At 58.7% G+C, this 23,051-nt stretch carries 22 protein-coding genes and 4 tRNA genes; 12 read left to right on the top strand and 14 right to left on the bottom strand.

Going from position 1 to position 23,051, the window contains the following annotated elements; genetic code table 11:
• Positions 1 to 91: 91 nt before the first annotated feature.
• A complete protein-coding gene (locus ACA048_RS25265; RefSeq protein WP_497626752.1) occupies positions 92 to 1,114 on the bottom strand; it encodes an outer membrane protein assembly factor BamD in 1,023 nt (340 codons plus the stop codon).
• Between the two features lie 151 nt (positions 1,115 to 1,265).
• Between ACA048_RS25265 and rluD the strand changes: the two genes are divergently transcribed.
• The 7 genes from rluD (at position 1,266) to ACA048_RS25230 (ending at position 6,360) form a co-directional block, all read left to right on the top strand.
• Positions 1,266 to 2,228, top strand: coding sequence for a 23S rRNA pseudouridine(1911/1915/1917) synthase RluD (rluD, locus tag ACA048_RS25260; RefSeq protein WP_497626751.1), 963 nt, complete (start codon positions 1,266 to 1,268; stop codon positions 2,226 to 2,228).
• Complete coding sequence (pgeF, locus tag ACA048_RS25255; RefSeq protein ID WP_497626750.1) at positions 2,225 to 2,950, top strand: peptidoglycan editing factor PgeF; 726 nt, start codon at positions 2,225 to 2,227, stop codon at positions 2,948 to 2,950. Before rluD ends, pgeF begins: the two co-directional genes overlap by 4 nt.
• Positions 2,951 to 3,080: 130 nt before the next feature.
• Positions 3,081 to 5,645 (top strand): ATP-dependent chaperone ClpB, encoded by a 2,565-nt coding sequence (gene clpB / locus ACA048_RS25250; RefSeq protein ID WP_497626749.1) that lies wholly within the window; start codon positions 3,081 to 3,083, stop codon positions 5,643 to 5,645.
• Between the two features lie 299 nt (positions 5,646 to 5,944).
• Positions 5,945 to 6,020: transfer RNA gene (locus ACA048_RS25245), tRNA-Asn, on the top strand.
• 9 nt (positions 6,021 to 6,029) lie between these two features.
• A tRNA-Pro gene (locus ACA048_RS25240) sits at positions 6,030 to 6,106 on the top strand.
• A gap of 5 nt (positions 6,107 to 6,111) precedes the next feature.
• A tRNA-Lys gene (locus ACA048_RS25235) sits at positions 6,112 to 6,187 on the top strand.
• 96 nt (positions 6,188 to 6,283) lie between these two features.
• Positions 6,284 to 6,360 (top strand) — tRNA-Pro (locus tag ACA048_RS25230).
• Positions 6,361 to 6,464: 104 nt separating this feature from the next.
• Here the strand turns inward: ACA048_RS25230 and ACA048_RS25225 are convergent.
• The 5 genes from ACA048_RS25225 to ACA048_RS25205 form a co-directional block, all read right to left on the bottom strand.
• A complete protein-coding gene (locus ACA048_RS25225) occupies positions 6,465 to 6,863 on the bottom strand; it encodes an HvfA family oxazolone/thioamide-modified RiPP metallophore (protein WP_497626748.1) in 399 nt (132 codons plus the stop codon).
• A 319-nt stretch (positions 6,864 to 7,182) separates the two neighbouring features.
• The gene (locus tag ACA048_RS25220) at positions 7,183 to 8,481 is read right to left on the bottom strand and encodes an NAD(P)/FAD-dependent oxidoreductase (RefSeq protein WP_497626747.1); all 1,299 of its coding nucleotides are present in this window, start codon (positions 8,479 to 8,481) and stop codon (positions 7,183 to 7,185) included.
• Positions 8,482 to 8,541: 60 nt separating this feature from the next.
• Complete coding sequence (locus ACA048_RS25215; RefSeq protein ID WP_008028730.1) at positions 8,542 to 8,715, bottom strand: DUF3094 domain-containing protein; 174 nt, start codon at positions 8,713 to 8,715, stop codon at positions 8,542 to 8,544.
• Between the two features lie 50 nt (positions 8,716 to 8,765).
• Positions 8,766 to 9,293, bottom strand: coding sequence for an MOSC domain-containing protein (locus tag ACA048_RS25210; RefSeq protein ID WP_497626746.1), 528 nt, complete (start codon positions 9,291 to 9,293; stop codon positions 8,766 to 8,768).
• Entirely contained in the window at positions 9,290 to 9,916 is a 627-nt protein-coding gene (locus tag ACA048_RS25205) for a DUF1780 domain-containing protein (RefSeq protein ID WP_007942303.1), read from the bottom strand. Before ACA048_RS25205 ends, ACA048_RS25210 begins: the two co-directional genes overlap by 4 nt.
• A gap of 129 nt (positions 9,917 to 10,045) precedes the next feature.
• On the opposite strand from ACA048_RS25205, the gene ACA048_RS25200 reads away from it, so the two are divergent.
• The 3 genes from ACA048_RS25200 (at position 10,046) to ACA048_RS25190 (ending at position 11,478) form a co-directional block, all read left to right on the top strand.
• Positions 10,046 to 10,513, top strand: coding sequence for an FAD/FMN-containing dehydrogenase (locus ACA048_RS25200; protein ID WP_497626745.1), 468 nt, complete (start codon positions 10,046 to 10,048; stop codon positions 10,511 to 10,513).
• Positions 10,510 to 11,199 (top strand): energy-coupling factor ABC transporter permease, encoded by a 690-nt coding sequence (locus ACA048_RS25195; protein ID WP_497626744.1) that lies wholly within the window; start codon positions 10,510 to 10,512, stop codon positions 11,197 to 11,199. The genes ACA048_RS25200 and ACA048_RS25195 overlap by 4 nt, the downstream gene beginning before the upstream one ends.
• A gap of 63 nt (positions 11,200 to 11,262) precedes the next feature.
• A complete protein-coding gene (locus tag ACA048_RS25190; RefSeq protein ID WP_497626743.1) occupies positions 11,263 to 11,478 on the top strand; it encodes a hypothetical protein in 216 nt (71 codons plus the stop codon).
• Between the two features lie 3 nt (positions 11,479 to 11,481).
• On the opposite strand, the gene yacG is transcribed toward ACA048_RS25190, so the two are convergent.
• Genes yacG through ACA048_RS25170 form a run of 4 tightly spaced genes read right to left on the bottom strand, consistent with a single transcriptional unit; the run spans position 11,482 to position 14,390 of the window.
• Entirely contained in the window at positions 11,482 to 11,682 is a 201-nt protein-coding gene (gene yacG, locus ACA048_RS25185; protein ID WP_497626742.1) for a DNA gyrase inhibitor YacG, read from the bottom strand.
• Positions 11,679 to 12,302, bottom strand: coding sequence for a dephospho-CoA kinase (gene coaE / locus ACA048_RS25180; protein WP_497626741.1), 624 nt, complete (start codon positions 12,300 to 12,302; stop codon positions 11,679 to 11,681). Before coaE ends, yacG begins: the two co-directional genes overlap by 4 nt.
• Positions 12,299 to 13,171, bottom strand: coding sequence for a prepilin peptidase (locus tag ACA048_RS25175; protein ID WP_497626740.1), 873 nt, complete (start codon positions 13,169 to 13,171; stop codon positions 12,299 to 12,301). Before ACA048_RS25175 ends, coaE begins: the two co-directional genes overlap by 4 nt.
• 1 nt (position 13,172) lies before the next feature.
• A complete protein-coding gene (locus ACA048_RS25170; protein WP_497626739.1) occupies positions 13,173 to 14,390 on the bottom strand; it encodes a type II secretion system F family protein in 1,218 nt (405 codons plus the stop codon).
• Positions 14,391 to 14,628: 238 nt separating this feature from the next.
• Here ACA048_RS25170 and ACA048_RS25165 point away from each other — a divergent pair, with 238 nt between their 5' ends.
• Positions 14,629 to 15,051, top strand: coding sequence for a pilin (locus ACA048_RS25165; protein WP_497626738.1), 423 nt, complete (start codon positions 14,629 to 14,631; stop codon positions 15,049 to 15,051).
• A 307-nt stretch (positions 15,052 to 15,358) separates the two neighbouring features.
• The gene (locus ACA048_RS25160) at positions 15,359 to 15,712 is read left to right on the top strand and encodes a BON domain-containing protein (RefSeq protein WP_497626737.1); all 354 of its coding nucleotides are present in this window, start codon (positions 15,359 to 15,361) and stop codon (positions 15,710 to 15,712) included.
• A gap of 239 nt (positions 15,713 to 15,951) precedes the next feature.
• Here the strand turns inward: ACA048_RS25160 and ACA048_RS25155 are convergent, their stop codons facing one another.
• The 4 genes from ACA048_RS25155 to acs all read right to left on the bottom strand — a co-directional run bounded on the left by ACA048_RS25155 (position 15,952) and on the right by acs (position 23,047).
• Positions 15,952 to 18,936, bottom strand: coding sequence for a DUF748 domain-containing protein (locus ACA048_RS25155; RefSeq protein ID WP_497626736.1), 2,985 nt, complete (start codon positions 18,934 to 18,936; stop codon positions 15,952 to 15,954).
• Between the two features lie 60 nt (positions 18,937 to 18,996).
• On the bottom strand, positions 18,997 to 20,013 hold the full coding sequence (locus ACA048_RS25150) for a class I SAM-dependent rRNA methyltransferase (RefSeq protein ID WP_497626735.1): 1,017 nt from the start codon (positions 20,011 to 20,013) through the stop codon (positions 18,997 to 18,999).
• A gap of 173 nt (positions 20,014 to 20,186) precedes the next feature.
• Positions 20,187 to 21,059, bottom strand: a complete 873-nt coding sequence (locus ACA048_RS25145) for an oxygenase MpaB family protein (RefSeq protein WP_497626734.1) — start codon at positions 21,057 to 21,059, stop codon at positions 20,187 to 20,189.
• A 50-nt stretch (positions 21,060 to 21,109) separates the two neighbouring features.
• Positions 21,110 to 23,047: an acetate--CoA ligase gene (gene acs / locus ACA048_RS25140; RefSeq protein WP_497626733.1), complete on the bottom strand. Its 1,938-nt coding sequence runs from the start codon at positions 23,045 to 23,047 to the stop codon at positions 21,110 to 21,112.
• Positions 23,048 to 23,051: the final 4 nt, after the last annotated feature.

The following is a 23,051-nucleotide window of genomic DNA, read 5'->3' as shown; positions in this document are numbered from 1 at the left end:
TGACAGGCGCACAGCGTAATTGCGCTACTTAAAAACGGCGCAATAAAAAAGGGAGACTCAAGAGTCTCCCTTTTTGCACCGCCGGGTCGTATCAGTCGAACACGCCAAAGGTCATGTAGCTGAACCACGAGCGGTCGCTGTTGTTGCCTTCGGACTCGTGTTGCTCTTCTTCGATCGCGTCGCCATTTCCATCTTTAGGCTTCAGTTCGCTCGGAATCGCTTCCTTGGCATCCTGGAACTGTCTCTGCACGTCCTGGTTGGCGCGGGTTTCGCCCGGGGGCAGCGGCGGACGGGACTCGATCAGGCCCAGTGTGGACTTGCTCAACCACGAACGGTTGTCAGCTTCGGCGACCGAAGGCTTGAACTGACCGTCTTCCAGGCTTGGGTTGTTCGGGTAGCTGAGCTTCAGGGTTTCGAGGCTGGTGGCCGCCAGCTCGTCCAGATGCATACGCTGGTAGGCTTCAGTCATGATCGCCAGGCCGTCTCCGACGGACGGGGTATCCTGGAAGTTTTCCACTACGTAACGCCCACGGTTAGCGGCGGCGACATAAGCCTGACGGGTCAAGTAATAGTTGCCAACGTGAATCTCGTAGGCCGCCAGCAAGTTGCGCAGGTAAATCATGCGCTGCTTGGCGTCCGGCGAGTAGCGGCTGTTCGGGAAGCGGCTGGTCAGTTGGGCGAATTCGTTGAAGGAGTCGCGAGCGGCCCCCGGATCACGCTTGGTCATGTCCAGCGGCAGAAAGCGCGCCAGCAGGCCGACGTCCTGATCAAAGGACGTCAGACCTTTCATATAGTAGGCGTAATCCACGTTCGGGTGCTGCGGGTGCAGACGAATGAAACGCTCGGCGGCCGACTTGGCAGCTTCTGGCTCGGTGTTTTTGTAGTTCGCGTAGATGAGCTCGAGTTGAGCCTGATCAGCGTAGCGACCGAACGGATAACGCGATTCCAGAGCCTTCAGCTTGGTAATGGCGCTTGTGTAGCTACTCTTGTCCAAATCTTGTTGAGCCTGCTGGTACAGCTCGACTTCGCTAAGGTTTTCGTCTACGACTTCCTTCGATGAGCAAGCAGCGGTCAATGCGAGGATGGCGATCAGCAGCAGGTGTTTCACTTGCATGGCGGCTTGCGTCCCTATGACGGCCGCTGTCTTGGGCGGGGCCGTCCTGTTATGATGAGCGCCCCGTTGTATAGCCTCGGGGCAAAAGACGCCGTATTTAACCACAAGCGCGCAGCTGAAACCAAAAGCTGTGCCGACGCCTAGTCTGAGCATGTCCGATAAAATTGAACTTCGCGCAGAGGTGCCGTCCGAATTGGGCGGCCAACGCCTCGATCAAGTCGCCGCACAATTATTCGCTGAGCACTCGCGCTCGCGCCTTTCCGCCTGGATCAAAGACGGCCGCCTGACTGTGGATGGGACGGTTATCCGCCCGCGAGACATCGTTCACGGTGGCGCCATTCTTGAACTGACTGCCGAGCAGGAAGCTCAGGGCGAATGGATCGCTCAAGACATCGAGCTGGACATCGTCTACGAAGATGACGACATCCTGGTGATCAACAAACCTGCGGGTCTGGTGGTGCATCCGGCTGCCGGCCACGCTGATGGCACCTTGCTCAACGCCTTGCTGCACCACGTGCCGGACATTATCAATGTGCCCCGCGCCGGTATCGTGCATCGCCTGGACAAGGACACCACCGGTTTGATGGTGGTGGCCAAGACCATTCAGGCGCAGACACAGCTTGTCACGCAATTGCAGAGCCGCAGTGTAAGCCGGATCTACGAGTGCATCGTGATCGGTGTTGTGACTGCGGGTGGCAAGATCAACGCTCCCATCGGTCGTCACGGCCAGCAACGCCAGCGCATGGCGGTGATGGAAGGTGGCAAGCAAGCCGTCAGCCACTACCGCGTGCTCGAGCGTTTCCGCTCCCACACTCACGTGCGGGTGAAGCTGGAAACCGGTCGTACCCACCAGATTCGTGTGCACATGGCTCACATCAACTACCCGTTGGTCGGAGACCCTGCCTACGGCGGTCGCTTCCGTATCCCGCCGGCAGCCAGTGTGACCATGGTCGAGTCGTTGAAGGCGTTCCCGCGTCAGGCACTGCATGCGCGGTTCCTCGAGCTGGATCACCCGACTACCGGTAAACGCATGAGCTGGGAATCGCCGCTGCCGGACGATTTCGTCTGGTTGCTGACCCTGCTCAAGCAAGACCGTGAGGCGTTCATCGGATGAGTGACTGGCTGATTCCCGACTGGCCTGCGCCTGCCGGGGTGAAAGCCTGTGTGACCACCCGTGCGGGCGGCGTCAGCCTGACGCCGTTCGACAGCCTCAATCTCGGCGATCATGTCGACGACAGCCCCGAAGCTGTGGCCGAGAACCGCCTTCGCCTCACCGATCATTTCTCTATTCAACTGGCCTGGCTGCAACAGGTTCACGGCATCGCCGTGGCCCACGCGGACCCGAGCCTGGTAGCTACCGCTGATGCCAGCTGGACGGCCACGCCCCGTATCGCCTGCGCGGCAATGACTGCCGATTGCTTGCCGGCGCTGTTTTGCGACCGTGCCGGCACCCGCGTTGCGGCGGCGCATGCCGGTTGGCGCGGGTTGGCGGCGGGGGTGCTGGAAGCGACCCTCGACGCGTTGGCCCTACCGGCAGATGACGTGCTGGTCTGGCTCGGCCCGGCCATTGGCCCGCAAGCCTTTGAAGTCGGCCCGGAAGTGCGCGAAACCTTCGTCCAGCAACTGCCAGAAGCCGCCAACGCCTTTGTGCCGAGTGCCAATGCTGGCAAGTTCATGGCCGACATCTATGAGCTGGCGCGTTTGCGTCTGGCGGCTCGGGGTGTCACTGCTGTTTATGGTGGCGGTTTCTGCACCGTGACCGATCCCCGCTTCTTTTCTTACCGCCGCAGCCCACGCACTGGTCGGTTTGCCTCCCTGATCTGGCTCGAACGCTAAACTCCCCTGATCTGCATCAACGTTACGACGCTTGAAACTCCCGGAATCGACCGCATCTATAACGGTATCTGGCAGGTTTCTTCATTCAGGATGTTTTATAGGTCCGGCCTGCTTAAAAGGAAGGTGACCCATGCGTATAGACCGTTTAACCAGCAAATTGCAGTTAGCACTCTCCGACGCCCAATCCCTGGCAGTCGGCCTCGACCATCCCGGCATCGAGCCGGCGCACTTGATGCAGGCCATGCTTGAACAGCAGGGCGGCTCGATCAAACCCCTGCTGATGCAGGTCGGTTTCGACGTCAACAGCCTGCGTAAAGAGCTGACCAAAGAGCTCGACCAGCTGCCGAAAATCCAGAATCCGACCGGCGACGTGAACATGTCGCAGGACTTGGCGCGCCTGCTCAATCAGGCTGATCGCCTGGCCCAGCAGAAGGGTGACCAGTTCATCTCCAGCGAGCTGGTGCTGCTCGCCGCCATGGACGAAAACAGCAAGCTCGGCAAGTTGTTGCTGGGGCAGGGCGTGAGCAAGAAAGCCCTGGAAAATGCGATCAATAACCTGCGAGGCGGCGAAGCGGTCAACGACGCCAACCACGAGGAGTCGCGCCAGGCGCTGGATAAATACACCGTCGACCTGACCAAGCGTGCCGAAGAAGGCAAGCTCGATCCGGTGATCGGCCGTGACGACGAAATTCGCCGGACCATTCAGGTCCTGCAACGCCGCACCAAGAACAACCCGGTGCTGATCGGTGAGCCTGGCGTGGGTAAAACCGCCATCGCCGAAGGCCTGGCCCAGCGCATCATCAACGGCGAAGTGCCGGACGGCCTGAAAGGCAAGCGCCTGCTGTCCCTCGACATGGGGGCGCTGATTGCCGGCGCCAAGTATCGCGGTGAGTTTGAAGAGCGCCTGAAGTCGCTGCTCAACGAGCTGTCGAAGCAGGAAGGACAGATCATTCTGTTCATCGACGAACTGCATACCATGGTCGGTGCTGGTAAAGGCGAAGGCTCGATGGATGCGGGCAACATGCTCAAGCCTGCACTGGCTCGCGGTGAGCTGCATTGCGTCGGCGCGACCACGCTCAACGAGTACCGCCAATATATAGAGAAGGACGCCGCCCTCGAACGGCGCTTCCAGAAAGTCCTGGTGGACGAGCCGAGCGAAGAAGACACCATCGCGATTTTGCGTGGTCTCAAAGAGCGTTACGAAGTTCACCACAAGGTGGCGATCACCGACGGCGCGATCATTGCCGCGGCAAAGCTCAGCCATCGCTACATTACCGATCGCCAACTGCCGGACAAGGCCATCGACCTGATCGACGAAGCGGCCAGCCGTATCCGCATGGAGATCGACTCCAAGCCGGAAGTGCTCGACCGTCTGGAGCGTCGCCTGATTCAGTTGAAGGTGGAATCTCAGGCACTGAAGAAAGAAAGCGATGAAGCGGCGATCAAGCGTCTGGAGAAACTCCAGGAAGAAATCGTCCGTCTTGAGCGTGAGTACTCGGACCTGGAAGAAATCTGGAATTCGGAAAAAGCCGAAGTTCAGGGTTCTGCGCAGATCCAGCAGAAAATCGAACAGTCCCGTCAGGAGCTGGAAGCCGCGCGCCGTAAAGGCGACCTGAACCGCATGGCCGAGCTGCAATACGGGGTGATCCCGGACCTGGAGCGCAGCCTGCAAATGGTCGACCAGCACGGAAAAAGCGAGAACCAGTTGCTGCGCAGCAAGGTAACTGAGGAAGAAATCGCTGAGGTCGTGTCGAAGTGGACCGGCATTCCGGTGTCGAAAATGCTCGAAGGCGAGCGCGACAAACTGATGAAGATGGAAAGCCTGTTGCACCAGCGTGTGATTGGTCAGGACGAAGCGGTGATCGCGGTTTCCAACGCGGTGCGGCGTTCGCGGGCCGGGTTGTCCGACCCGAATCGCCCAAGTGGTTCGTTCATGTTCCTCGGTCCGACCGGTGTGGGTAAAACCGAGTTGTGCAAGGCACTGGCCGAGTTCCTCTTTGATACCGAAGAGGCGATGGTGCGGATCGACATGTCCGAGTTCATGGAGAAACATTCCGTGGCTCGACTGATCGGTGCGCCACCAGGGTACGTAGGCTATGAAGAGGGCGGTTACCTGACAGAGGCGGTGCGTCGCAAGCCTTACTCGGTGATCCTCCTGGACGAGGTCGAGAAGGCCCACCCGGATGTGTTCAACATCTTGCTGCAAGTGCTGGAAGATGGCCGCTTGACCGACAGCCATGGCCGCACGGTGGATTTCAAGAATACCGTGATCGTCATGACATCCAACCTGGGTTCGGTGCAGATCCAGGAACTGGTCGGTGATCGTGAGGCGCAGCGTGCGGCGGTGATGGATGCCATTTCCACCCACTTCCGGCCGGAGTTCATCAACCGGGTCGACGAAGTGGTGATCTTCGAGCCATTGGCGCGGGATCAGATCGCGGGCATTACCGAGATCCAGTTGGGACGCCTGCGCAGTCGTCTGACCGAGCGTGAGCTGAAGCTTGATCTGAGCCCTGAGGCCATGGATAAGCTGATCGCGGTGGGTTACGACCCTGTGTACGGCGCGCGTCCGCTCAAACGAGCGATTCAGCGCTGGATCGAGAACCCGCTGGCTCAGTTGATTCTGTCGGGTCGTTTTATGCCCGGCGATACCGCCAAGGGTGTGGTGGAAAACGACGAAATCGTATTCGTCTGACCCCTCCAGGCAACAAAACTGACGAGGCCTCGCATTGCGAGGCCTTTTTTTCGCCAGGCTGTTGAACTCTAAGGAAAAGGCTTGTAAAGTGCGCCCCGCAGTAAGTCACCCGGAAGGGTTTCTGCTCCCCAAGCGGAAATCTGAAATAAGTTGCAAATCATTAACTTGAAAGCAATTTAGGGGGTTGACAGAGGTGCTTAAGATTGTAGAATAGCGCGCCTCAGACACACGAACGCAGCGATGCGAACGGGTCGAAGAGAACGCAAAAAGCTTCACCGTTGTAAATTGAAATATGTAGTTCCGTGATAGCTCAGTCGGTAGAGCAAATGACTGTTAATCATTGGGTCCCAGGTTCGAGTCCTGGTCACGGAGCCAATTTCAAACCGGGGTATAGCGCAGTCCGGTAGCGCGCCTGCTTTGGGAGCAGGATGTCAGGAGTTCGAATCCCCTTACCCCGACCATTTTTGGGTCGTTAGCTCAGTTGGTAGAGCAGTTGGCTTTTAACCAATTGGTCGTAGGTTCGAATCCCACACGACCCACCATTTTTGAAACCAGTTAACGCTGGAATCGAATCTTAAGATCAGAGGCCAAAAGCGCTGATCGAAGAAGGCGACTTGTAAAGGTCGCCTTTTTTTTACCGGGGTATAGCGCAGTCCGGTAGCGCGCCTGCTTTGGGAGCAGGATGTCAGGAGTTCGAATCCCCTTACCCCGACCATATTAAAAATCCTCGTATCGAAAGATACGGGGATTTTTTTTGTCTGTGAAAATCAAAAAAACCCCGCTTCTCGGTGGAGAAGGCGGGGCGCGGTACTCAGAGGCTTAGGCGCCGTCTTGGTCTTTCAGGTGCTCGAACAGGCCTTTTGGCATTTTCTTGCCATTGGCTTCGTAGTTGGCTTTCACGTTATCAAACGCCTCTTGCTCGTCGATGAAGCCGTCGTGGTTGGTGTCGATCTTGTCGAAATTGGACTTCGGCGCGACTTTCAGGAATTCCGCACGGGATACTTTACCGTCGTCATCGGTGTCGGTTTTGGCCATCGATGCATCGCCACACTTGCCTTCACCGCATTTGCCTTCAGGGGTTTTCCCCACCTGTTCAGCCGAGGCCAGCAGGTAGCCTTGAGTCAACGGCTGCGAAGCGAATACGGAGCCGGTCAACATCATGCCACCGGCCAAAACAGCGCCAAGCAGACCGATAGTGTTTTTGGTGGTACGGGACATTTCAATTCTCCTGGGTTGCACGACACAACCGCTTGATAAAGGGTTGCCACGTAAGTGCGGCGACAGCCGAAGCAGGCGTGGTGCCTTGCTCGGGTGTGGCCATTTAGCGGGATGGGTGTATCGCTACTGTGTCGCGCAAGGGGGAGTTTGTAAGCGAAGGGGCTAAAACGCGGGGGGAGATACAGTGAGACACAGATCTTCAGGGCAATGAATAACAAATGTGGGAGCGGGCTTGCTCGCGAAAGCGGAGTGCCAGGCAACATTCATGTCGACTGACACTCCCTCTTCGCGAGCAAGCCCGCTCCCACACTAGACCGAGTTAGTGCAGTTTTAGTCGCGGCTCAGTCCCGCGCCCGATTTTGCTGCCCAGCATCAGCATCGCCGTACGAAATGCCCCATACAGCGCCATCTGGTGCATGCGGTACAGCGACACATAAAACATCCGCGCCAGCCAGCCTTCCAGCATCACGCTGCCGGTCAGGTTACCCATCAAGTTACCCACAGCCGAAAAACGCGACAGTGAGATCAACGATCCATAGTCGGTGTACTTGTACGTAGGCAGAGGCTTGCCTTCGATCCGCAGCTTCAACGATTTGGCCAGCAACGAGGCTTGTTGATGCGCCGCCTGGGCACGCGGCGGCACATTGCGATCAGAGCCCGGTTGCGGACAGGCCGCGCAGTCACCGAAGGCGAAGATGTTTTCGTCGCGGGTGGTTTGCAGGGTCGGCAGTACTTGCAACTGGTTGATGCGGTTGGTTTCCAGGCCATCGATGTCCTTGAGGAAACCCGGCGCACGAATCCCGGCGGCCCAGACTTTCAGGCTCGCGTTGATCACTTGGCCATCGGCGGTGATCAGGCTGTCGGCCGTCACTTCACTGACCGCCGCATTGGTCATGACGTTGACCCCGAGTTTCTCCAGGGTTTTATGCACAGGCCCACCGATACGTTCCGGCAGGGCGGGCAATACCCGTGGGCCGGCTTCGATCAGGGTGATGTGCATGTTTTCCGGTTTGATCCGGTCCAGACCATAAGCAGCCAGTTCATGCGCAGCGTTGTGCAGCTCGGCGGCCAGTTCAACCCCGGTGGCCCCGGCGCCAACGATGGCCACACTGATCTGTTCGACCTTGTCGGTTTGCCCGGCATGGGCGCGCAGGTAGTGGTTGAGCAGTTGCTGGTGGAAACGCTCGGCCTGTTTGCGTGTGTCGAGGAACAGGCAGTGTTGCGCCGCGCCTTGGGTGCCGAAATCGTTGGTGGTGCTGCCGACGGCAATCACCAGCGAGTCGTAACCCACTTCACGGGCAGGCACCAGTTCCAGCCCCGCTTCGTCGTAAGTGGCGGCCAGCTGGATTTTTTTCAGCGTGCGATCGAGCCCGCTCATACGCCCCAGCTGGAACTCGAAGTGGTTCCATTTGGCTTGGGCAACATAGTTGAGTTCGTCTTCGGAAGAGTTCAGCGACCCGGCTGCCACTTCGTGCAACAGCGGTTTCCAGATGTGGGTCAGGTTCGCGTCGACCAGCATCACACTGGCCGTGCCGCGCTTGCCCAGAGTCTTACCCAGACGGGTAGCCAACTCCAGACCGCCGGCGCCGCCGCCAACGATGACAATACGATGAGTCATGGGGATATCTCGCAAGGCTAAAAGAAATCGGTGCAATTACCCGAGCGAGCGCGAGGCAGCTCATAGCGTCAGGTAACTGATAAATCGGCTCAACAGGCCCAGACCAATGGTCACTGCCAACACCACCACCAGGAGCATCCACGGCCGGAAAGGTCGGCGCTCGACTCGGTGCTGGGACAAGTGCAGGTACTCTTCGACATGCTTTTGGTCGTCGGGGTTCAGGCGGCTGGTCATAAAGGCCTCGTCGGTAGACGTTGCTGAATGTGTAGAAGCTACAGGCGGATTTAACGCACGTTGAACGGAGCATAGCCGCTGTCCGGGATGGGCTCGACGCTCACCGTATCGTCCAGTCGAATGATTCCACTTTGTATCACTCGGGCGGTGATTCCGCCATGTCCGCGAACGGCCTGAAACGTCCCGGGGCCAAGGTTGTTTTGCAGGCGTGCGCAAGGCTGGCACCAGCCTGTGGTTTCGAAAATCGCCTGACCGATCCGGAAGCGACGACCCTTGAGGCTGAACAGGTTGATACCGCTGATAACGAGGTTGCGCCGCAAATCATTAGGCAATACCGGTTGATCGTCCGGGCGGCCCATCAACGAACTGATCACTGCCAGATGCTCCCACTGAATCAACGTCACCTGCCGCGCGTTACGCACGCCAGGGCGGGCTCGATCGCCGGTTAAACCGGCTTCGAGTCGCGCTTCCACGGCATCCAGTTCGATCATCGGTACGTGAGGCTCAGGGCGCACGCCGATCCAGCGTACGCGGCCGGTTTGCGGGACTTGCGCGAGCAATGCCTGCAATGGGCTCACAGGCTGATTCCGACATCGAAGACGATGCTGCGCCCCAGGTTGCTGCGCAGGAAGTCCGGTGCATCCGGGTGCGCGAAGAGCACCCGGGCGAAGGTCGGGCCGACCAGTGACAGCGAGCGCCAGCCCTGGCGCAGGTATTCGGTAGGCGGTGGAAAATGGCTGTTGAGGTCCAGCACTTCGCGCTTGAGGCTGGCGAAGGCGATGATGTCCAGTTCCCCCAGGTCCATGCCACGTTCTTTGTAGTTGTGCGCTTTTTTGCGCAAGGTCGGCGCCAGTCTCAGCAAAAACTCATTGGCGGGGATACGTTTGGGTTTGGCTTCACGTCGCACTAACTGGCTCAGGGAAAACGCACTGCGCCGACGTTGCAGTTCGTCGCGCCATTCGTCGTTCAGTCGCCGGCCCTCATCGAGCACGAAGAACACCTCGAAATTCGCCTCCCGAAACAATACGTCCGGCGGCTCGCCGGCGGGGGCGAACTCGTCGGCGCGGTAGGGAATGTTCAAGCCTTGCAGCAGGCGCTGGCACACCCAACGCTCACGCTCCCATTTGCGGGCATTGGACAGGAACGCGTTGGCTTGCTCGGCCGCGATGGTCAGCAGGCGTAAATAATCTGAGTCATCCATAGGCCCAAGCTTAGCGTTCAAATGCGACAAGCAGAAAGCGTTTACCGGCAATGGACGTCACTGGGCAGTCTGAAAGGGCGGTGTAGACTGATGGCCAACATGCAGAAGCGATAGGGCAAGGGGGTGAATGTGAAATATTGGCCGGTGTTGCTGCTCAGTTTTCTGCCCTTGTGGGCCCAGGCGCTGGAAGTGGGCGAGCGACTAGCACCCTGGACCTTGCTCGATCAGTACGACCAGGCGTTCACGCTAGATAATCAGACTCAGACGCTGCTGGTGGCGCGAAGTATGGACGCCGCCAAACTGCTAGAGGCTGCACTGCAAGGCCAGCCAAAAGGCTATCTGGAAGCGCGGCACGTCGTATTTTTAGCGGACATCCAGCGTATGCCAAGGCTGATCGCGAAGATGTTTGCCATTCCGGCCATGCGCGATTATTCCTACCGGGTAATGCTGGACCGTGAGGGGCGCGTGGCGCCGCGCTACCCCGGGGCTGAGGACAAAGTACTGTGGCTGCAACTCAAGGACGGCCAATTGTTGGCACAACACGAATATGCCACGGCCGCGCAGCTACATGAGGCGCTAGAGAAGGCCCGACCATGATCGGTGCCGAACTGCTGTCTCCGCAGACGCTGACGGTCGGCTGGCTGATCTATGTGCCCGTGCTGCTCTGGGCCATCTGGCGTGCGCCCTGGGTTGAGCTATTCACAGACAGCCGCCGCCAGCATTTACTGTTCGGCACGGTGTTCGCGTTGTTTATGCTGTGGCTGGTGCGGCGGGATTTCGACACCGGCGTGTCTTATCATTTCATCGGCATGACAGCCGTGACCCTGCTGCTGGATTGGCCGTTGGCGATCATCGGCGGCTTGATTGCGCAGTGCGGGCTGGTGCTGCTCGGGCGTCAGGACCTGGTCGCCGTCGGTGTAAACGGGGCGTTGCTGATTTTACTGCCGGTGCTGGTCACCGAATGCATCGCCATCCGGGTGGAGCGTGCGCAGCCGCGTAATCTCTTCGTGTATATCTTTTGTTCCGGTTTTTTTGCGGCGGCGCTGTCGGCGTTGTTGTGCCTGCTGCTGGCGCTGTGGTTGCTGTGGTTCGACGAACGTTTTGCCATGCCGTATTGGCTGGAAGACTTTGTCGGCTATCTGTGGCTGCTGATTTTCCCGGAGGCGTTCATCAACGGCATGGTGGTCAGCGCATTGGTGGTGTTCAGCCCTGAATGGCTGGAGACGTTCAATCGCACGCGCTACCTTTCGGCTCCCTGGAAAGACGACGACCCGAAGTCTTGATCCACATCACATTGGCCCTTCATCGGCGAACTCATGCTCGACAAAACCTTCAGGAGCATCGGTATGAGTGTGTACGAGTGGGCAAGGCAAGAGTTGCGTCGGAGTCTGGATGGGGCGCAGGAGGTGGGGTTTGATCCGGGCTTGAGCCTGCGCGCTTTGCTCAGCGCAGTGGTACAGCAGAGCAAGGCAGTGCGCAGCACTGAAGACCTGGCCGACGAGTTGCGTTTTCTGGCGGAAAACCTCGATGACGACCAGGATTACGGTTTTATGCGGCCTTGAACCTCAGTGACGCGGTTCGAAGTCTTCGCTGAACAGGTCGTCCTCGGCGTCCGGGCTGACCGGAATCTTGTGCTCCTCCGATGCCCATGCCCCGAGATCGATCAGTTTGCAGCGATCCGAGCAGAACGGCCGGAAGGTGCTCTCGGCACTCCATTCAACAGGAGCGCCACAGGTTGGGCATTGGACGGTTGGGGTCTGGCTCATGACTGGCCTCCACGCAAAGTAAGGTAAAAGTGATGCAGGCGTTCGACCTCGCTGTGCAGCCAGGCGAGGTCGCGGTCGTTGACCACCACATCGTCGGCATGGCTCACGCGGTCCTGGCGGCTGGTCTGGACCTTGAGGATCGCCTGGACCTGTTGTTCAGTGGTCTGGTCACGCTGCAAGGTGCGTTCGATTTGTAACTGTTGCGGGGCATCGATCACCAGGACGCGTTGAGTCATGGCGGTCTGCCCGGACTCGATCAGCAGCGGCGAAACCAGAATCGCGTAGGGCGATTGTGCCTTGGCCAGATTGTGAGCGATTTCTTCACCGATCAACGGATGCAACAAGCCTTCGAGCCACCGGCGTTCATCCGGCACTTCAAAGATCAATGCGCGCAGGGACGCACGATCCAGTTGCCCGTCGGCTTGCAGCACACCAGGGCCGAAGTGTTCGGCGATGGCGGCCAGCGCCGGGCGACCCGGTTCCACCACCCAGCGCGCCGCGTGATCGGCGTCCACGACGTGGATGCCCAGGTCGATGAAGTGTTGGGCGGCCGCGCTTTTGCCGCTGCCGATGCCGCCGGTCAGGCCGAGAATCCAGGGTTTTTCCACAGGGGTATTCATTTCAAACCGACAAACTGCCAATAGAAGTCGGTTATTTGACCACCCCAGAGCAAGGCAATCCAGCCGGCAATCGCCAGATAGGGGCCGAAGGGGATTGGCGACGAGGTTTTCGCGTTGCGCAGACGCAACAAAATCACCCCGAGAATGGCGCCTACGAGCGATGACAGCAGGATCGTCAGCGGCAGAATTTGCCAGCCACCCCACGCCCCGAGCATGGCCAGTAACTTGAAATCACCGTGGCCGATACCGTCTTTTCCGGTGAGCAGCTTGAACAGCCAGAAAACCGACCACAACGCCATGTACCCGGCCACCGCCCCCCATAGCGCTTCATGCAATGACACGAAGACCCCGAAACTGTTGACGATCAACCCCAGCCATAACAGCGGCAGTACCAGCACATCCGGCAGCAGTTGGTGCTCGGCGTCGATCAGGCTCATCGCCAGCAAGCCCCAGGTCAAAACCAACACCATGCCGGCCTGCCAACCGAAACCGAAATGCCAAGCGATAAATGCCGAGAGCAGGCCACAGGTCAGTTCGGTCAGCGGATAGCGCTTGCTGATCGGTGCGGCACAGTTCGAGCATCGCCCCCGTAAAAACAGATAACTGAAAACCGGAATGTTTTCCCATGCGCGAATTTGATGATCGCACTGCGGGCAATGTGAGTGGGGCAGCATCAGATTGTAGGTCGGGCCTGGCGCTTCGGGCGGTACACCCAGCACATCATGGGCTTGCAGCCGCCACTCGCGGTTGAGCATTTTCGGCAGGCGCCAGATCACCACATTGAGGAAGCTGCCCACGACCAGGCCCACCACTAATGCGAGGGTTACGAAGAACGCTGGGTAAACCGTCAGTATTTCAATCAAAGGCATGTCAGATCGCTGAGCCGAGTTGGAAGATGGGCAAGTACATCGCAACCACCAGGCCCCCGACGATAACACCCAGCACGACCATGATGAATGGCTCCATCAGGCTGGTGAGGTTATCGACCATGTTGTCTACTTCGTCTTCGTAGAAGCCCGCGACCTTGTCGAGCAGGGTATCCAGTGCGCCTGACTCTTCACCAATGGCCGTCATTTGAATCGCCATGTTGGGGAAGACGCCGCAAGTGCGCATGGAAAAATTCAGCTGCATGCCGCTCGACACGTCCTGCTTGATGCGCAGCACCGCACGCTTGAACACGATGTTACCGGTCGCACCGGCCACGGACTCCAACGCTTCAACCAATGGCACGCCGGCGGCAAAGGTGGTTGACAGCGTACGCGCGAAGCGGGCCACGGCAGACTTGTACATCAGCGTGCCGATCAGGGGCAGTTTCAACAGCCAGGTGTCCAGCCAGTCACGAAAGCCCGGGGATTTCTTGAACGCGTGACGCACGCCGAAAATCGCCGCGATCAGCACACCGAGCATCACCCACCACCAGTGCTGCATGAACGCCGAAAGGCCGATGACCATCACCGTGAAGGCAGGCAGTTCGGCACCAAAACCTTTGAACACCGATTCGAATTGCGGCACCACCTTGACCAGCAGAATCCCCGTGACAATGATCGCGACAAACACCACGGCCAGTGGATAGGTCATGGCTTTCTTGATCTTGGCCTTCAGGCTTTCGCTCTTTTCCTTATAGGTCGCCACCCGTTCCAGCAAAGTATCGAGGGCGCCGGCCTGCTCGCCGGCATCCACCAGGTTGCAGTAGAGCTCATCGAAATACTGCGGCTTTTTGCGCAGGGACGCGGCGAAGCTGTTACCCGCCGCGACTTCCTGTTTCAACTCGTCCACCAGTTTGCGCATGGCCGGGTTATCGAAGCCTTCGCCGATAATGTCGAACGACTGCAAGAGCGGCACGCCGGCTTTCATCATGGTCGCCATCTGCCGGGTGAACAGGGCAATGTCCTGAGTTTTGATGCGTTTGCCGACGTTGAAAATCGACGCTGATTTCTTGCGCACCTTGCCGGGGTTGATGCCTTGCTTGCGCAGTTGGGCCTTGATCAACGCCGGGTTCTGGCCGCTCAACTCACCGATCATCTTGGTGCCTTTCCTGTCTGTGCCTTCCCAGGCGTAGACATTTGTTTTTGCTGCTTTGACCGACATGTTCAGCCCTAGGTGACCCGATTGATTTCTTCATGGCTTATAGCCTAGTCAAGGCGCTGAGCCAAACCAGCGGCCTTGAGGTGACAAAAAGTGTCAGATAGTGCGGTTACTGGGGGATGGAAAGGTCTTTGGTTTGACTTCATGCCCCGCCAACAGGGGCTGTGGCGCTTGGCATGGGCTGTGCTGTGCTGATGCTCTTTCAGATCATGAGCTTTCGACTCATGCATGGAGCTTGTCTATGAAGACTCAGAAAGGTTTTACCCTGATCGAACTGCTGATCGTGGTGGCGATCATCGGGATTCTGGCGACGTTTGCGTTGCCGATGTATTCCAAATATCAGGCCAGGGCGAAGTTGACGGCGGGTCTGGCCGAGATTTCCGCAATGAAGGTGCCGTATGAAGATGCGATCAACCAGGGCGAGGCGCCAACCGTAGCCAACGTGGCGCCGGCGGGCGATGCCACGACCAGCAATTGCACCGTCGCGGTCACCGGCGCTGTGGCCACAGGCAATGGCACCATCACCTGCACGATTTTGAATGCCCCGGCGCCAGTGTTGAGCAAGACCATTACGTTGACCCGTGATGCAACCAAAGGCTGGTCGTGTGCCAGTTCCGCTGAACAAGACTACCTGCCTAAAAGTTGCATCAGTTCCGCGACGTAATCGCTGACATCCAGCACGGCCCCGCTGCTTCGGTTGCGGGGCTTTTTTTTGTTTGTCGAATGCCTTGCTACTGAAAAAAAGGCAAAAAATTCAGGGTGTTAGGAACTTTGTGAAAACCCGCAAGTTGCATGCAGAGTTTTACCAAGTCATGCATTTTGCATGATTTCGAAAATTCGCAATATTTATAACACATTGATTTATAACGATTTTGTAGTTGTCTCAAAGTTGGCACAGCGTTCGCACTCTACCCAGTAACCCTGCTGAGAAGACAACCAGCAGACTTTCTAGAAAAACAGGAGTTACTCGTATGAAGAAGTTCGCTATCGCTGCCGCTGCTGCTACCGCGCTGACCCTGACCATGACCAACGTAGCATTCGCACAGACCACCACCACTCAAGCGCCGATGACCTTGGCTGCTGGTGAAATGACCAAGGCCACGGAAGCTACTTCCGATACCTGGATCACGACCAAAGTTAAAAGCGACCTGCTGACCGAAAAAGGCATTCCGGGCACGGACATCAAAGTCGAAACCAACAAAGGCGTAGTGTCCCTGTCGTCCACGGTTGCAGTGACTGACTCTCAGAAAGCCACCGCTGTGGCGATCACCAAGAAAATCAAAGGCGTCAAAGCGGTCTCCGCTGACGGCCTGAAAGCCGAGTAAGGCAAGACTTCTCGCCTGGACCGGGGGAAGGTGTGGCAGACGGACTGAGTAATACTGATGCCACTTCTTAGGAGTTCATGCGAAAGGCCATAAGGATGTGGCCATTACAGGCCCCCGAGATTCGTGTCGGGGGCCTGTTCTATTTGGGCAACTCAGAAAACAACTGTGGGGCGAGCTTGCTCGCGATAGTGGAGTGTCAGTCGACATCATTCTTGAATGTATGAGCGCTCTCTTCTGAGTCACTGCGCATCCAGGTGCAACGGCGTCACCACCCGGCCATCACTTTGCGCTTCGCCAAGGTTGGCGTCGATGAAGTACACACGGTCGTCGGCCAGCTGACCTTTATCCACCAGATAGTCCTTGATACTGCCGGCGCGCTCCTGCCCCAACTGACGCAACAGCACGTCGCTGGTGCTCCAGAACTTGATCACGTCGGCACGCATTTTGGAGGTGCGTTCTTCCTTGCCCAGGTCCTTCCATTCGGCCGACGGTTGAGTCTTCAGGCGCGTGCGGTAGATGCCTTCCAGCAGCGGGCCTTTCTCGTTTTCCGGGACCTCCAGCAATGAAGCCTGGGCCGGGACTTTGTCACCGCGACGCTGGAGCATTTTGTAGTAGTTGTATTGGTATTCCCGCTCCAGACGTTGCTCGGCAATCAACGGGCCGTCACTGCTGGCGGCGGCCGTACCTTCGATTTCAAGGCGCAGGGCCGGACGTTCCTTCAAGGCTTGGGACAGTTTGACCAACGCCCCTTCGGCTTCCTGGCTCAAATCGCTTGCGCCTGGTGCGAACGATACGGTGCCCAAGTCTTCGGAACCGCCGCCGCTGACCAATCCGCCAATCAGTTTGAACGGCGCAGCGGCCGCTTTGACGATCAGGTTGCGCAGGGTTTGCCAGACAATCGGCATGACGCTGAACTGCGGATTATTGAGGTCGCCCGTGACGGGCAATTCGATGGAAATCTTGCCATCCACATCCTTGAGCAAGGCAATCGCCAGTTTCAGTGGCAGGCTCACGGCATCCGGGCTGTCGACTTTTTCCCCCAGCTCCAATTGCTCGACCACCACTTTGTTTTCAGCCTTGAGCTGGCCTTTGACGATCAGGTAATGCAAGTCGAGGTTGAGCCGGCCCTTACGGATGCGATACCCGGCAAACTTGCCGGAGTAAGGCGTGAGCGTGGTCAGTTCCACACGTTTGAAACTGGTGGCGATGTCGAGGCTGGCCATCGGGTCGAACGGATTGACCGCGCCCTTGATGGTCACGGGTGCATAACGATCTACCTTGCCTTTGATATCCACGCTGGCCGGTTTCGCCTGACGACTGTCGATGGTGCCGATCTGCCCGTTGAGCTGCTGCGCGGCGGTGACGAAGTTAGGTGTCAGGCTGAAGTCGGCGAAGTTGGCCGAGCCGTCATTGATGGCAATGCCGCCGATGTGAATGCCCAGTGGTTTGTTGTTGCTGGCCGGTTTGGCAGCGGCTGTTTTGGCGCCTGTGTCGGGCGGTTGCGGGATCAGCAGGTCGTCGATGTTAGTGGTGCGATCTTCGTTGATCATGAAGCGTGCATAAGGTTGGAACAGGTTGACCTTGTCGATCGACAGGCTGTCACCGTGTTGATAGTTCAGGCCTTCAAGCACCAACTGCTGCCATTTGAGGAAGTCGCGGTTTTTAAGGGTGTCGAGGGTGTGCAACTGATCGACTTGAGCCCGGCCGGTGACGCTGAATGCCAGCGGCTCGGTGCTTTTCAGATCGACCGCCAGATCACTGCCGAGCATGCCGCTGCGCAGTTCCAGGCGAATGAACGGGGTGATGTAAGACTGTGCGACACGCAGGTCGATGTCTTTGGTCTGCACCTTCAGTTTGGCACTGATCGGGGCGAGATTGACCACGCCATCAGCCAGGATCTTGCCCTGTTTGCCCACGCCGGTGTCGAGCTTGAGATTAAAAGGCGAACCGTTAAGGCTGTCGAAATTCTGCAAGTCCAGGTTCAGCGGGCCGACATCCAGCGCTACGGCGGGTTGCGCCTTGCGGTCGGCCAGGTGCACCTGGTAATCGCGCAATTGCACGTCTTTGAGCCGCACCTGCCACGGTTTGCTCGGTGGCGCCGGTTCCGGTTTGGGTGAGTCGGCTGCCGCTGGCGTACTGGCGGGTTCGGCCTTGGCTTTGGCGGCGGGTCTGGACGGCTGGCTGGCGAACAACTTCTGCCAGTCGAGTTGCCCGTCGGCTTCGAGGGCGGCCCAGGTTTCCAGTTTTTGGCTGCGGATCTTGCCGACCACCACTTGCTGCTTGGCCAGGTCCACGGTGGTATCGCTGATGTCCAATCGTTCGAGCGTCGCCAGTGGCCGTCCGTCCGGGGCCTTGATCGCGAAAGGCGCGACGCTGACAGCGACATTGCTCAGCAGCAGTTCGGTTTCTTTGGACAGATTGAGTTTGTAGTCGGTGCTGAGGCTAAGGACGCCACTTTCGAGATCCAGTGGCACCGCATCACGCACATAAGGCCAAAAGGATTTCATCTTGCCATCAGTTATTTTCAGCTTACCTTCGGAGGCGAGTGGGATCAGGCTGAAGTTGCCAGTCCAGTCGACTTGCCCACCGGCCGGTCCGATGGCCACCAGCGTCATGTCGGCGCTGTCGTCGGGTAGGGTGCTGAGGTTTTTCAGCTCGAAATCGAGTTTGTCGTAGAGAAATTCGATGGGTTCGCTGGGGCGCTGGTCCTGGAAGTGCACCGCGCCGCCGGCCAGATTGATCCGGTCCACGCGCAGCGGAAACGGCTTGGCATTCGGATCGGCAGGTGTCGGCTCGCTTGCGGGCAGTTTGAACAGCCCAAGCAGGTTGAGCTGCCCGTCCTTGCCGAAGAGGATTTCAGTCTTGGGTTTGTCCAGTTCGATGTCGGACAGGTGCACGGCCTTGGTCCAGAGACTGTCGACTTGCAGGTTGGCGTACAGGCGTTCGAAGCCGATCTGTTCCTTGCCCGGTTCGCCGATGACCAGGCCCCAAAGGGTGACTTCCAGGCTGAACGGGTTGAATTCAATCCGCTGAAGGTGGGCGGGCACCGTGGCGTAATGGGCCAATTGCTGGTTGGCAATCCGCAACGCGATACCCGGTAAAATCAGAAACCCCAGCAAGCTGTAGAGGGCCAGAGCAGTCAACAAGGCGCCGATAGCGCGAATCAATCCTTTGGGCATGTGTGGCTTCATCTGTCTGAATCGGAGTGCCTTGGAGTATGGCATGCGATTGCAGTTCCGAAGTGACCACGCTTTGCAGGATTTGTCTGAATTTTTGGGTGAATGTCAGAGCTGCAGAATCAGCGTTTTCAGTGGCGGCTGCTGATCCATCGACGGAAAATCAGCGCCCGGTGTCATCACCGTCCACTCGCGCACCGGTCGTCCGGCTTTCTCTGCGCAACGCAGCACCTGTTCGCGCCAGTCGTCCATGCTGACCTTCGCCAGGTTGTTGCAGCAGATCAGCACGCCATTGTCGGCGGTGGTCAGCAGCGCGGGTTTGAGCAGGCTCTGGTAGTCGCGCAGCAGGTCGACGGTGCCGAAAGCACTCTTGGCCCAAGCGGGAGGGTCGAGTAGCACCAGGTCGTACTGGCGCTGTTCCAGGCGTTGGTAGCTCGGCAGTTTCTGCCCGCGCCGCTGACTGATTGGCAGGCCGGCCAGTTGGCGGATCGCCGGGAAGTAATCGGACTGGACGAATTGCATGGCGGGCAACTGCGGGTTGAGCAGACCATTTTCACGGCCGACCGCCAGGTTGCCCTCGGCGAAATCCAGATTGCACACCTCACGGGCGCCACCGGCCGCAGCACTCAGGCCGACGCCACAGGTGTAGGCAAACAGGTTGAGCACGCTTTTGTTCTGGCTGTGCGCTTTGACCCAGCCACGGGTGTTGCGCAGGTCGAGGAACAGCAGCGGGTCCTGGCCGGCGTGACGCCCGCGAACCCGGTAGTTCAGGCTCCATTCGTGGCCGACCAAGTCTTCCAGCGCCGCCTCATCGGCACGGTAAACCGTGTCCTCACGGTCGATGCGCGAATTGCCCCGGGAGCGGTCGTTGTAGACCAGCAGGGTGTCGAGGCCCAGATGCTGGTTGATTGCCTCGTGCAATTGCAGCAGCGCGTCGCGCTCCAGCGACTGGTGAAAGCTTTGCACCAACAGCTGCGGGCCATAGCGGTCGATGGTCAGGCCGCCGGCGCCTTCCTGGCTGCCGTGGAACAGGCGATAGCAATCAGTGCCTTGCTGATGCAGTTCGGCAAGCAGGTCCTGGCGATGTTCTAGGGCGGCGCGCAGCGCCTGATTCAAGGAAGACATGCTGGGCGCCTTGCAGGAGGGAATTTGGCGCGGGAGTTTAGCAGCTTGGCGCCATACCGAGGTGCTGCCTTCGCGAGCAAGCCCGCTCCCACACTTGATTTGAGTAATACCCAAGATGTGTGGCCGACAAAATACAGTGTGGGAGCGGGCTTGCTCGCGAAGCTTCTAGCTTTTCAGGTGAGCAACCCCATCCGTCGCTTGGCCCTTTGCACCGAGCCATTACGCACCGCCCAGCGCAGCATCGGGGCGCTGCGGTTGACGCTGGCGCGGATCAGTTTGCGTTGCAGCGGGTTCTGGCTGACGCCGAGCATGTCACTGGCCCAGTCTGGCAACAGGTCGATCCCGGCCTGCATCATCAAACCGCCAAAAGGCTTGGCCAAACGGCTGGGGGAGGGCGCATTCAACAATAACCGCAGCACTTCCCGACTGCGCTCGTCACACAGCAGCTGTGGGCGAATGCGCTCAAGGTAATCGGCAATCTGCTGCCGCGAGCGGGGCACATCACGGGCGCCCAGTCGCTCGGCGATCAACGCGATTTCCCCGTAGTAACGGTCCTGATCGGCCAGGGACAGATTCGGATTGCGATAACGCAAATGCGCGGCGAGAAAGTTGCTGACTTCGGCCACATGCACCCAGGTCAGCAGGTCCGGATCACTGGCCGCATAGGGGCGCCCGTCCGGCGCAGTGCCCGTCACTTGCAGGTGGATTGTGCGGACTTTCTCGATCAGCCAGTCGGCATCCTTCCGTGAGCCATACGTGGTGCCGGAGATGAACTGCCCGGTGCGACGCAGCCGACCGAGCATGTCCTGGCGAAAATTCGAATGGTCCCAGACACCAGCCAGGGCCAATGGATGCAAGGCTTGCAGCATCAGGGCACTGATGCCGCCGATGAGCATGCTGCTGAAATCACCATGCACTTGCCAACTTACCGAGTCTGGGCCGAACAGGCCGGGATCGCCTTTTGGATTTTCCAGATCGAGCTTGCCGAGGGACAGACCGGTCAGGCTCATGATCTGGGTTTCGATGCGGGTACGGATGAATTCCATGGCGACTCAGTGGCGAAAATAAAACGCGGCCAATGCTGGCCGCGCGAAGCTTATTGGTTCAGGCGTTTATCCACCAGGTCCTGGACAACGCTCGGATCGGCCAGGGTCGAAGTATCCCCCAGCGTGTCCAGTTCGTTGCAGGCAATTTTGCGCAGGATACGCCGCATGATCTTGCCCGAGCGGGTTTTCGGCAAGGCCTGCGCCCATTGGATCAAGTCCGGTTTGGCGAAGCTGCCGATTTCCTTGCTGACGTGGGCCAGCAGTTCTTTCTTCAACTCGTCGTTGGGTTCGGTGCCGTTCATGGGCGTGACGAAGGCGTAGATGCCCTGGCCTTTGAGGTCGTGGGGGTAACCGACCACCGCGGCTTCGGCGATGCTGTCGTGCAGCACCAGGGCACTTTCCACTTCGGCGGTGCCGATACGGTGCCCGGAGACGTTGATCACGTCGTCGATGCGCCCGGTGATCCAGTAATCGCCGTCCTCATCGCGTCGCGCGCCGTCGCCGGTGAAGTAATAACCGGGGTAGGGCTTGAAGTAGGTGTCGACCATCCGTTGCGGGTCGCCGTAGACGCTGCGGATCTGCGCCGGCCAGCTGGATTTGATCGCCAGCACGCCACTGCCGGCGCCTTTGATTTCCTTGCCCGTTTCATCGAGCAACACCGGTTGCACGCCAAACATCGGTTGCGTGGCGCAGCCGGGTTTGATCCGTTGTGCGCTGACCAGCGGGCTGAGCATGATGCCGCCGGTTTCGGTCTGCCACCAGGTGTCGACAATCGGGCAGCGCTGTTCGCCGACAACATTGAAGTACCAATCCCACGCTTCCGGGTTGATCGGCTCACCGACACTGCCGAGTAATCTGAGGCTGGCACGCGAGGTTTCCTTCAACGGTTCCGGCCCTTCACGCATCAGCGAACGCAGGGCGGTCGGCGCCGTGTAGAAAATGTTGACGTGGTGTTTGTCGATGACCTGCCAGAAGCGCGAGCTGCTCGGGTAACTCGGCACGCCTTCGAAGATCAGCGTGGTCGCGCCGTTGGTCAGCGGACCGTAGACGATGTAGCTGTGGCCGGTAACCCAGCCGACATCGGCGGTGCACCAGAACACTTCGCCATCGCGGTAGTCGAGCACGTATTTGAAGGTCATCGCGGCTTGCAGCAGGTAGCCGCCGGTGGTGTGCAACACGCCTTTGGGTTTACCGGTGCTGCCGGAGGTGTAGAGGATGAACAGCGGATCCTCGGCGTCCATCGGCTCCGGCGGGCAATCGTCGCTGACGTCGCGCAAGGCCTGGTGATACCAGAGGTCGCGCCCTTCAACCCAATTCACTTTGCCTTGCGTGCGCTCGACCACGATGACGGTGCTGACGTTCGGGCAATTCTCCAGCGCCTTGTCGACTTTTTCCTTCAGTGGCACGAATTTACCGCCGCGCACGCCTTCATCGGCGGTGATCACGGTGCGGCAATCGGCATCGAGAATCCGGTCGCGCACCGAGTCCGGGGAGAAACCGCCAAAGACCACCGAATGCACCGCGCCGATTCGCGTGCAGGCGAGCATGGCGTAGGCAGCTTCGGGGATCATCGGCATGTAAATGCATACGCGGTCGCCTTTCTTCACGCCACGGCTTTTGAGCACGTTGGCCAGGCGACAGACGTAGTGATGGAGTTTTTTGTAAGTGATTTGCGCGGATTCGGCGGGATCGTCGCCTTCCCAGATGATCGCGACCTGATCGCCGCGCTGTTCCAGATGACGGTCGATGCAGTTGTAACTGACGTTCAGCTTGCCGCCGGCAAACCAGCTGGCTTCACCGGTTTTCAGGTTGTAGCGCTGGACGGTGTCCCACGGCGTACTCCAGTCGAGAAAGCGCGTGGCTTGTTCGGCCCAGAAGGTAGTGGGGTGTTCGATGGATTCGCGATACAGGCGGTGATAGTCGTCTTGACTTAAATTCGCAGCCCGGCGGACGGCATCGGCTTTGGGGAACGTGCTGATATCGAACATGACG

Source organism: Pseudomonas sp. LBUM1659 (assembly GCF_059716045.1).
This window is presented reverse-complemented; position numbering and strand designations above follow the sequence as displayed.

Bases quoted from the DNA above. Each gene is read 5' to 3' on its own strand.
- ACA048_RS25265 (WP_497626752.1), bottom strand. From the start codon at position 1,114: ATGCAAGTGAAACACCTGCTGCTGATCGCCATCCTCGCATTGACCGCT.
- rluD (WP_497626751.1), top strand. From the start codon at position 1,266: ATGTCCGATAAAATTGAACTTCGCGCAGAGGTGCCGTCCGAATTGGGC.
- pgeF (WP_497626750.1), top strand. From the start codon at position 2,225: ATGAGTGACTGGCTGATTCCCGACTGGCCTGCGCCTGCCGGGGTGAAA.
- clpB (WP_497626749.1), top strand. From the start codon at position 3,081: ATGCGTATAGACCGTTTAACCAGCAAATTGCAGTTAGCACTCTCCGAC.
- ACA048_RS25225 (WP_497626748.1), bottom strand. From the start codon at position 6,863: ATGTCCCGTACCACCAAAAACACTATCGGTCTGCTTGGCGCTGTTTTG.
- ACA048_RS25220 (WP_497626747.1), bottom strand. From the start codon at position 8,481: ATGACTCATCGTATTGTCATCGTTGGCGGCGGCGCCGGCGGTCTGGAG.
- ACA048_RS25215 (WP_008028730.1), bottom strand. From the start codon at position 8,715: ATGACCAGCCGCCTGAACCCCGACGACCAAAAGCATGTCGAAGAGTAC.
- ACA048_RS25205 (WP_007942303.1), bottom strand. From the start codon at position 9,916: ATGGATGACTCAGATTATTTACGCCTGCTGACCATCGCGGCCGAGCAA.
- ACA048_RS25195 (WP_497626744.1), top strand. From the start codon at position 10,510: ATGATCGGTGCCGAACTGCTGTCTCCGCAGACGCTGACGGTCGGCTGG.
- ACA048_RS25190 (WP_497626743.1), top strand. From the start codon at position 11,263: ATGAGTGTGTACGAGTGGGCAAGGCAAGAGTTGCGTCGGAGTCTGGAT.
- yacG (WP_497626742.1), bottom strand. From the start codon at position 11,682: ATGAGCCAGACCCCAACCGTCCAATGCCCAACCTGTGGCGCTCCTGTT.
- coaE (WP_497626741.1), bottom strand. From the start codon at position 12,302: ATGAATACCCCTGTGGAAAAACCCTGGATTCTCGGCCTGACCGGCGGC.
- ACA048_RS25175 (WP_497626740.1), bottom strand. From the start codon at position 13,171: ATGCCTTTGATTGAAATACTGACGGTTTACCCAGCGTTCTTCGTAACC.
- ACA048_RS25170 (WP_497626739.1), bottom strand. From the start codon at position 14,390: ATGTCGGTCAAAGCAGCAAAAACAAATGTCTACGCCTGGGAAGGCACA.
- ACA048_RS25165 (WP_497626738.1), top strand. From the start codon at position 14,629: ATGAAGACTCAGAAAGGTTTTACCCTGATCGAACTGCTGATCGTGGTG.
- ACA048_RS25160 (WP_497626737.1), top strand. From the start codon at position 15,359: ATGAAGAAGTTCGCTATCGCTGCCGCTGCTGCTACCGCGCTGACCCTG.
- ACA048_RS25155 (WP_497626736.1), bottom strand. From the start codon at position 18,936: ATGCCATACTCCAAGGCACTCCGATTCAGACAGATGAAGCCACACATG.
- ACA048_RS25150 (WP_497626735.1), bottom strand. From the start codon at position 20,013: ATGTCTTCCTTGAATCAGGCGCTGCGCGCCGCCCTAGAACATCGCCAG.
- ACA048_RS25145 (WP_497626734.1), bottom strand. From the start codon at position 21,059: ATGGAATTCATCCGTACCCGCATCGAAACCCAGATCATGAGCCTGACC.
- acs (WP_497626733.1), bottom strand. From the start codon at position 23,047: ATGTTCGATATCAGCACGTTCCCCAAAGCCGATGCCGTCCGCCGGGCT.